The sequence below is a fragment of the Actinoplanes flavus genome (assembly GCF_017592555.1).
Taxonomy (GTDB): Bacteria; Actinomycetota; Actinomycetes; order Mycobacteriales; family Micromonosporaceae; genus Actinoplanes; species Actinoplanes flavus.
Genome location: NZ_JAGFNS010000008.1, coordinates 21,191 through 28,451, shown reverse-complemented (window position 1 = coordinate 28,451; position 7,261 = coordinate 21,191). Strand labels below are relative to the sequence as shown.

The window sequence follows — 7,261 nt, the reverse complement described above, 5'->3', positions numbered from 1 at the left end:
CCAGCAACTCCCCCCCCCCCCTCCCACGCCCCCGTTTGGCGGCCTCGACCGGCGGGGCGCGCCCCGGCACCGGCCGGTCGGTGCGCTGCGGCGCACCGCCCGGCAGGGTCCGCAGCCACGCCCACGTGTCGGCGACCGTGTCCCGGACCGGCCGGCACGACAGGCCCGCGGCCACGGCTTTGCTGACATCGCCCTGGTGCATGAACGCGTACCCGGTCGCCGGGGTCAGCCAGATCGGCAGCTGCGTCCACGGCTGCACGCCCGCGGCGGTGATGTCCTCGCCCGGCAGCCACCGCAGGTCGGCGTGACCGCCGGTGACCTCGTTGCCGATGTCCAGCAGTTCACCCATGGTGGTGTGCCCGGGTGGGCTGACCACGTTGAACGGGCCGTGCCGTCCGGCGGCGTCGAGCAGGAACGCGGCCAGGTCGCGGACGTCGACGTACTGCAACGCCAGATCGCGGGGGCCGGGCGCCAGGGTCGGGCCGCCGGTGTGCAGCCGTCCCAGCCACCAGGGGAGACGGCCGATGTCCTCGTACGGGCCGAGGATCAGCCCGGCGCGGGCCAGCAGGACCGGGCCGTCGAACGCGGCGGTAGCGATCTCGGCGCGCAGTTTGTCGCCGGCGTACCCGGGGTCGTCGACGTCGGCCAACGGTGAGTCCTCGGCCAGCGGCGGGCTGTCGAGATCCCACCGGTAGACCGAGCGGCTGGAGACGTACACGAAATGGGCCGCCCGGCCCGACAGCAGCGCCGCCGCCGCGCCCACCGCGCCGGCGCCGGCCGACCAGGTGTCGATCACCGTGTCCCAGGTGCCGTCGCGCAGCGCGTCCAGGCCGCCCTCGGCCAGCCGGTCACCGACCAGCGTGGTCACCCCGGCCACCGGGTCGCGTAGCCCGCGGTTGAACACCGTCACGTCGTGGCCGCGGGCCACCGCCAGTTCGGCGGCGGCCCGCCCGACGAAACCACTGCCACCCAGAATGAGAATCCGCATACCGGCGAGCCTGCCCCAGCGGCCGGCGACACGCCCAGCCGGCTCTGCCGACAGCAGAGGCGTCAGCCGGCGGCCAGGAACGTCTCGATCGCCTCCACCACCAGGGCGTGGTCGTCGGCCTGCGGCAACCCGGACACGGTGACCACCCCGATCACGCCGGCGTTCGCCAGCCGCACCGGGAACGCGCCGCCGTGTGCGGCGTACCGGGCCGGGTCGACACCCTGGGCGGCGTCGAGCTGGCGGCCCTTGGCGGCCAGCCGGCGGCCCACCAGGTAGGAGGAGGCGCCGAACCGGTAGACGACGCGGACCTTGCGCTCGATCCAGGCGTCGTTATCGGCGGTCGCGCCGGGCAGCGCGGCATGGAACAGCTGCTGCCGGCCGCGGCGGATGTCGACGGCCACCGGCAGCCGCCGCTCGGTGGCCAGGTTCACCAGCAGGCCGCCCAGCCGCCACGCGTCGGCCTCGGTGAAACCGGGGAACACCAGCCGCTGCTCCTGCTCCTCAACGGTTTTGATCAACTGGTCCAGGTCGTCGCTCATGCCGCCCATTCTCGCCGACTCAGTGTTCCTGCCAGTACAGGTATCCCAGGCGCACGATCAGCGCCAGCACCACCACCAGCAGCACGATCCGGACGAACCCGGCGCCGCGTCGCAACGCCATCCGGGCGCCGACCACCGAACCGAGCACGTTGCACACCGCCATGCCCAGACCCAGTTTCCAGGCCACATGCCCGGTCGCGGCGAACACCACCAGCGCGCCCAGGTTCGTCGCCGTGTTGACGATCTTCGCCATCGCCGAGGCGTGCACGAAGTCGGCGCCGACGATTCCGGTGAACGCCAGCACCAGGAACGTGCCGGTGCCCGGGCCGATCAGCCCGTCGTAGGTGGCGATGGCGCCGCCGGCCACGGCCACCGCGACACCGCGGCGCCACCGGGTGCGTTTCTGCGGGTGCTCCATCATCCCCATCTGCGGGCGTACGGTGACGAACACCGCCACCGCCACCAGCACCGCGATGATCAACGGCCGGAACGCGGCCGCCGGGATCCTCGCCGCCAGCAGCGCCCCGCAGCCGGAACAGAGCAACGCCAGCCCGGCCGACGGGCCCGCCACCCGCCAGTCGATCTTCGTGCGGCGGGCGTAGGTGACCGCCGCCGTACTCGTGCCGCAGATCGCCGTCAACTTGTTCGTGCCCAGCGCCGTCGCCGTCGGCAACTGCGGGGCGGCCAGCATCATCGCCGGCAGCAGCAGCAGCCCACCCCCGCCGACGACCGCGTCCACCCAGCCGGCCGCCGCGGCCGCCACCAGCAGTGTCGCGATCACCGGCGGCCCCGCTGCCGCTGCAGCCAGATCCCGAACGCCGCACCCGCGATGAACAACAACGCGAGGCACAACACTGCCTTGATAAACATCCCACTCACCCCGTTGGCTAGGGTCGGCTGGTGCGCCTGGCCACCTTCAACCTGCTGCACGGCAGATCACTGTCCGACGGCACCGTACACGCCGGCCGGATCCACACCGCGATCGCCGACCTCGACGCCGACGTCCTGGGACTGCAAGAGGTGGACCGGGCCCAGCCCCGCTCCGGGCTGCTCGACCTGACCGCGCTGGCCGCCGACGCCCTCGACGCCGCGACCCACCGGTTCGCCGCCGCCGTCGTCGGCACCCCCGGCCAGACGTGGGAACCCTGGCACTCCGGCGCCGACATCGCCCACCCGCAGTACGGCATCGCCCTGGTGTCGCGGTATCCGGTCGACCGGTGGCAGATCACCGAACTGCCCGGCGCGCCGGTGCGCTCCCCGGTCCTGGCGCCCGACGGCGGTCTGATGCTGCTGCGCGACGAACCGCGGGTGCTGCTGGCGGCCGTCGTGCAGACCCCCGCCGGGCCGATGACGGTCGCGACCACCCATCTGTCGTTCGTGCCCGGCTGGAACGTGCGCCAGCTGCGGCACGCCGTCCGCGCGCTGCGGGGCCTGCCGGCGCCGCGGGTGCTGCTCGGGGACCTGAACATGCCGGCCGGGCCGGTGCGTGCGTTCACCGGCTGGCGGCCGCTGGCGCGGGCCGCGACCTTCCCCAGCCCGGCGCCGAAAACCCAGCTCGATCATGTGCTGGCGGACCCGCGGGGGGTGGCGGCTCTGGGCCGGGTCGTGCAGGTGCGCACCCCACCACAGCCGATCTCCGATCACCGGCCGCTCGTCGTGCGCCTCGACCGCTGATCCTCCGGTTCCGCTTCTCTTCTTCGGTACGCGCGACGCCGTCCCGCCTCATTTGCGGGCCGTCCCGCCCTGCCGCGCGATCTCGCTGCCCACTCCCGCCTGTGCCGCGCCCGCCGGGCTCAGATCGCCGGTCCAGCCACCCGCCGTACCGCCCCAACCGCACCGGCCAAGCCCCCCCACTGCCCAGCTGGCTGCCAGGGCTGTCTCAGCCTTGTTGATCAAGCGCTGACGGCCAGCCCGGTCTTTCCGGCTGGCTGCCAGGGCTGTCTCCAGCGGGTTGATCAAGCGCTCACGGCCAGCTGAGGTCAGGAGGTCGGCACCCAGAACCGCCACTTGTCCTCGTGGCGGTTCTCGAGCACGCCGCCGTTGTGCTCGATCACCGTGCGGGAGGCCACGTTGTCGACGTCGCAGGTCAGCAGCGCCGACGTGATGCCGAGACCGCGGGCCACGGCCAGACCCTCGCGCAGCATCCGGGTGGCATGGCCGCGGCGGCGGGCCGAGGGCCGCACGTCATAGCCGATGTGCCCGCCGGCCAGCAGCAGCCGCTCGGTCAGCCGGTGACGGATCGCGAGACGCCCGATGTACTCGTCGCCGTCCGTCATCCACAGGTTCGTCGCCGGAACGTACCCTTCGGGCCGTGGGCTGTCCTCCCGCGCCTGGCCGATGAGCCACCGTACGTAGTCGGCGAAGCCCTCCGGCGCCGTCCAGACGGCACTGAACAGGCGCATCTCCCGGCCCGTCTCGGTCGCATCGTGGACAGTGCCACGCCCTTCGGCACCGAATTCGGCCATCGCGGCGAGGAAGGACGCATGGACACGGACCGTCGGGGCAGCGAGCTCAGCCATGCCGGCACAGATATCACCCGCCGGGCCGATGAGGCGAGATCCGTGCCGGATATCGGTCGCGACGGGATACACCGCAGCGCCGCCGTGCCGGTCACCGCTGTGCTGTTCGCCCACCCCCGTGGCGGCGACCAGCACAGCGGACACGCCTCAGGCGGTGCCGAAGCCGGGGACGATGCCGCGCCGGTCGTTGAGCTGGGTCTCCGCCGCCGTCGCGCGACGCCGCAGCCGCCGCACCTCGGCCGACAACGCGGCAGCACCCTGATCGGTCAACCGGTAATAACGGCGCAACCGGCCCTCGACCGCCTCCTCACGTTCCACCTCGACCAGACCCTGCTCAGCCAGCCGGTCCAAAGCCCCATAGAGGGTGCCGGGCCGCAACTTCACCTCACCCTCGGACAAGCCCAGAACCGACTGGACGATGCCGTAACCGTGCAACGGCGCAGCGGCCAAAGCGGTCAGAATCAGAAACGTCGGCTCCTGCATCAGCCCGCCACCTCCCGCATCGAAGGACCGGCCGGACGGGAGAACCGGGACACCACGACCGTGCCGACGGTCAGCGCCAGCCCCGCGACGGTCAGCGCCGGATTGAGCCACGGCGGGCCGGACTGCCAGTACGTGGACGTGACCAGCACGTGGTGCACGGTTGCTCCCAGGTGGGCGCGGTGAAAGACGTTCGTCAGGTTGTCGGCGATCGACACCACCGGCAGGGCCAGCGCCGCGAACGCGAACACGGCGGTCACCGCGGCCGGCCGGGACCGGCGCTGGGCGACCGCGGCCGCGGTCAGCCAGCCGGTGAGGGCGCCGGCCAGCAGACCGGCCACGACCAGCGGCCGCATCCATCCCGTGTCGACGGTCGACACGGTGGACCAGACGGCCGAACGGGTGAGGTCGGTGACCGCGTGGAGGCGCAGGCCGTCGCGTCGCATCGTGAGTTCGAAGTCACGGTCGGGTTCGGCCACCGGCAGGGCCCGCCAGCCGTCGGCGGCGAGCCGGTCCCGGGCCGGGGCGGTCTGCCAGCCGGACAGGTTGCTCTCGGCCATGATCATCGGTCCGGTGTCGGAGTGGCCGCGCAGCGTCCACACGTACGGAGAGACGTCGGGTACACCGGTGGTCAGCCGGTGGACGGCCGTGGCCGCACCGTTGCCGGGCAGCGGGGTGTAGGTCTGGAACGCCGCCCACGAACCGGCCGCCGCACCGAACGCCGCACCCGCCAGCAGCGCCAGGGCAGCGCCCAGCATCGCCAGCGGACGGCGGGGCAGCCGGAGACGTTGCCGCAGGCCGGAGACGATCAGATGCCAGGAGTCGGCGAGGCCGGGACGCTGCTGGCCGGGTTCGGCCATCTCCAGCAGGGTGGTGACGATCTCCGCACCGTGGCGGCGCCGGTAGTGGCTCGGGTAGGCGGTCAACAGGCGCCGGTAACGGCGTTCGAGCGTGGGGGCGGCGCTCGGCCAGTCGGAAGTAGACATGAACGGCAACTTTCGGTGGGTCGGGCGAGGCCGGGGATGATGCCTCGACGGTCTTCGAACCGGGCTCCGGTAGCGGCGGCCCGGCCAGCTCAAGGCGGTGCCGCGACGGTCCTGGAGCTGAGCTGCGCCATGGTGGGTCGGCCCAGCTCAGGCGGTGCCGCGACGGTCCTCTCCGCGGTGGTGGGTCGAGCCGGTTCAGGCGGTGCCGAGGCCGGGGACGATGCCGTGACGGTCGTTGAGCTGGGTCTCCGCCGCCGTCGCGCGACGCCGCAGCCGCCGCACCTCGGTCGACAACGCGGCAGCACCCTGATCGGTCAACCGGTAATAACGGCGCAACCGGCCCTCGACGGCCTCCTCACGTTCCACCTCGACCAGACCCTGCTCAGCCAGCCGGTCCAAAGCCCCATAGAGGGTGCCGGGCCGCAACTTCACCTCACCCTCGGACAAGCCCAGAACGGACTGGACGATGCCGTAACCGTGCAACGGCGCAGCGGCCAAAGCGGTCAGAATCAGAAACGTCGGCTCCTGCATCAGCCCGCCACCCGCCGGGAGACGGTCGTCGGGGGGCGCGGCCCCACCAGCGACAGGACCACCGTGACCGCGGCCAGGGCCAGACCGGCGACCGCCAGGGCGGTGTTCAGCCAGATCGGCTCGACCGGCCAGAAGTACGACGGCCACAGCACGGTGTGCGCCACGAATCCGCGTCCGGGGTGCAGGAGGGCGGCGACCGCGGAGTCGTACACGGCCCAGACCGGTGGGGTCAGCGCGGCGAAGGCGACCAGGGCGGCGACCGCGGCCGGGCGGGAGCGGCGCTGGGTGACGGCGGCCGCGGTCAGCCAGCCGGTGAGGGCACCGGCCAGCAGGCCGAGGAGGGTCAGCGGGCGCAGCCAGCCGTTGTCGACGGCGGTGACGGTGGTCATCACCGTCGTCCCGGAGGTGTCGGACGACCCGTACACCAGCATTTCCAGGCCGTCCCGGACGGCCTGGAACCGGCCGTTTCCCGGCTGGATGTCGCCGGCCTGCCAGCCGTCGGCGGCCAGCCGGGCCCGGGCCGCCCGGGCGTCCCAGGAGGCCGGGCCGGTGAAGGCCGTGACGGCGAACGCGTCGGGGCCGGAGATCGGGGCGCCCGACGTCGTGCTCAGGCTGATCCGGCCGCCGGTGGCGCCGGCGGCGAGCTGGTGCACGGCCAGGGTCCGGCCGGTGCCGGGCAGGTCGGCGCGGGTTTGCACGGCCGCCCACGAGCCGGCCGCCGCACCGAACGCGCCGCCGGCGAGCAGGGCCAGGGCCGCGGCCAGCCAGGCCAGGGGCCGGTGCGGGAGCCGGAAGCGCTGCCGCAGGCCGGAGGCGATCAGATGCCAGGAGTCGGCGAGGCGGGGGCGGCGCTGGCCGGGTTCGGCCATCTCCAGCAGGGTGGTGACGATCTCCGCGCCGTGGCGGCGCCGGTAGGGGCGGGGGTAGGCGTGCAGCAGACGGCGGTAGACGCGCTCCAGGGTGGGCTCGGCGCGCGGCCAGTCGGAAGCAGACATGCCACCAACCTACGGGCGACGTCATATAACGTCAACCGTACTATCCGAATGGGGTGAGAGCGGCGGCATCCTGGCCGAACGATCGCTGCACGGGAAAGGTCGTGGGAAGGGCGGGCGGCGTGCGAGGCGGCCGCGGCCGGTCGGGTCATGTATCGGCGGCCGTATTATTCGAAAAGGGTGAGTGGATATTCCGGTTGCGCGGGGCGGGAGCGGCGGGCAAGGT

9 protein-coding genes are annotated in these 7,261 nt (G+C 73.0%); 1 reads left to right on the top strand and 8 read right to left on the bottom strand.

Annotation, left to right across the window (positions count from 1 at the left end):
* The 3 genes from J5X75_RS13640 to J5X75_RS13630 form a co-directional block, all read right to left on the bottom strand.
* The coding region (locus tag J5X75_RS13640) for an NAD-dependent epimerase/dehydratase family protein (RefSeq protein ID WP_238487914.1) at positions 1-988 on the bottom strand (988 nt) is incomplete at its 3' end.
* A 62-nt stretch (positions 989-1,050) separates the two neighbouring features.
* Complete coding sequence (locus tag J5X75_RS13635) at positions 1,051-1,527, bottom strand: heme-degrading domain-containing protein (RefSeq protein WP_208467736.1); 477 nt, start codon at positions 1,525-1,527, stop codon at positions 1,051-1,053.
* A 19-nt stretch (positions 1,528-1,546) separates the two neighbouring features.
* A complete protein-coding gene (locus J5X75_RS13630; RefSeq protein ID WP_208467735.1) occupies positions 1,547-2,308 on the bottom strand; it encodes a sulfite exporter TauE/SafE family protein in 762 nt (253 codons plus the stop codon).
* Between the two features lie 119 nt (positions 2,309-2,427).
* Between J5X75_RS13630 and J5X75_RS13625 the strand changes: the two genes are divergently transcribed.
* A complete protein-coding gene (locus tag J5X75_RS13625; RefSeq protein ID WP_208467734.1) occupies positions 2,428-3,201 on the top strand; it encodes an endonuclease/exonuclease/phosphatase family protein in 774 nt (257 codons plus the stop codon).
* Between the two features lie 305 nt (positions 3,202-3,506).
* Here the strand turns inward: J5X75_RS13625 and J5X75_RS13620 are convergent, their stop codons facing one another.
* The 5 genes from J5X75_RS13620 to J5X75_RS13600 all read right to left on the bottom strand — a co-directional run bounded on the left by J5X75_RS13620 (position 3,507) and on the right by J5X75_RS13600 (position 7,038).
* Positions 3,507-4,046, bottom strand: a complete 540-nt coding sequence (locus tag J5X75_RS13620; RefSeq protein ID WP_208467992.1) for a GNAT family N-acetyltransferase — start codon at positions 4,044-4,046, stop codon at positions 3,507-3,509.
* 147 nt (positions 4,047-4,193) lie between these two features.
* The gene (locus tag J5X75_RS13615) at positions 4,194-4,529 is read right to left on the bottom strand and encodes a PadR family transcriptional regulator (RefSeq protein WP_208467733.1); all 336 of its coding nucleotides are present in this window, start codon (positions 4,527-4,529) and stop codon (positions 4,194-4,196) included.
* On the bottom strand, positions 4,529-5,512 hold the full coding sequence (locus J5X75_RS13610; RefSeq protein WP_208467732.1) for a hypothetical protein: 984 nt from the start codon (positions 5,510-5,512) through the stop codon (positions 4,529-4,531). Before J5X75_RS13610 ends, J5X75_RS13615 begins: the two co-directional genes overlap by 1 nt.
* Positions 5,513-5,707: 195 nt before the next feature.
* Positions 5,708-6,043: a PadR family transcriptional regulator gene (locus J5X75_RS13605; RefSeq protein ID WP_208467731.1), complete on the bottom strand. Its 336-nt coding sequence runs from the start codon at positions 6,041-6,043 to the stop codon at positions 5,708-5,710.
* The gene (locus J5X75_RS13600) at positions 6,043-7,038 is read right to left on the bottom strand and encodes a hypothetical protein (protein ID WP_208467730.1); all 996 of its coding nucleotides are present in this window, start codon (positions 7,036-7,038) and stop codon (positions 6,043-6,045) included. Before J5X75_RS13600 ends, J5X75_RS13605 begins: the two co-directional genes overlap by 1 nt.
* Between the last annotated feature and the right edge of the window lie 223 nt (positions 7,039-7,261).

Excerpts from the sequence above, each read along its gene's own strand:
- J5X75_RS13615 (WP_208467733.1), bottom strand. The coding sequence starts at position 4,529 with ATGCAGGAGCCGACGTTTCTGATTCTGACCGCTTTGGCCGCTGCGCCG.
- J5X75_RS13610 (WP_208467732.1), bottom strand. The coding sequence starts at position 5,512 with ATGTCTACTTCCGACTGGCCGAGCGCCGCCCCCACGCTCGAACGCCGT.
- J5X75_RS13600 (WP_208467730.1), bottom strand. The coding sequence starts at position 7,038 with ATGTCTGCTTCCGACTGGCCGCGCGCCGAGCCCACCCTGGAGCGCGTC.
- J5X75_RS13635 (WP_208467736.1), bottom strand. The coding sequence starts at position 1,527 with ATGAGCGACGACCTGGACCAGTTGATCAAAACCGTTGAGGAGCAGGAG.
- J5X75_RS13605 (WP_208467731.1), bottom strand. The coding sequence starts at position 6,043 with ATGCAGGAGCCGACGTTTCTGATTCTGACCGCTTTGGCCGCTGCGCCG.
- J5X75_RS13620 (WP_208467992.1), bottom strand. The coding sequence starts at position 4,046 with ATGGCTGAGCTCGCTGCCCCGACGGTCCGTGTCCATGCGTCCTTCCTC.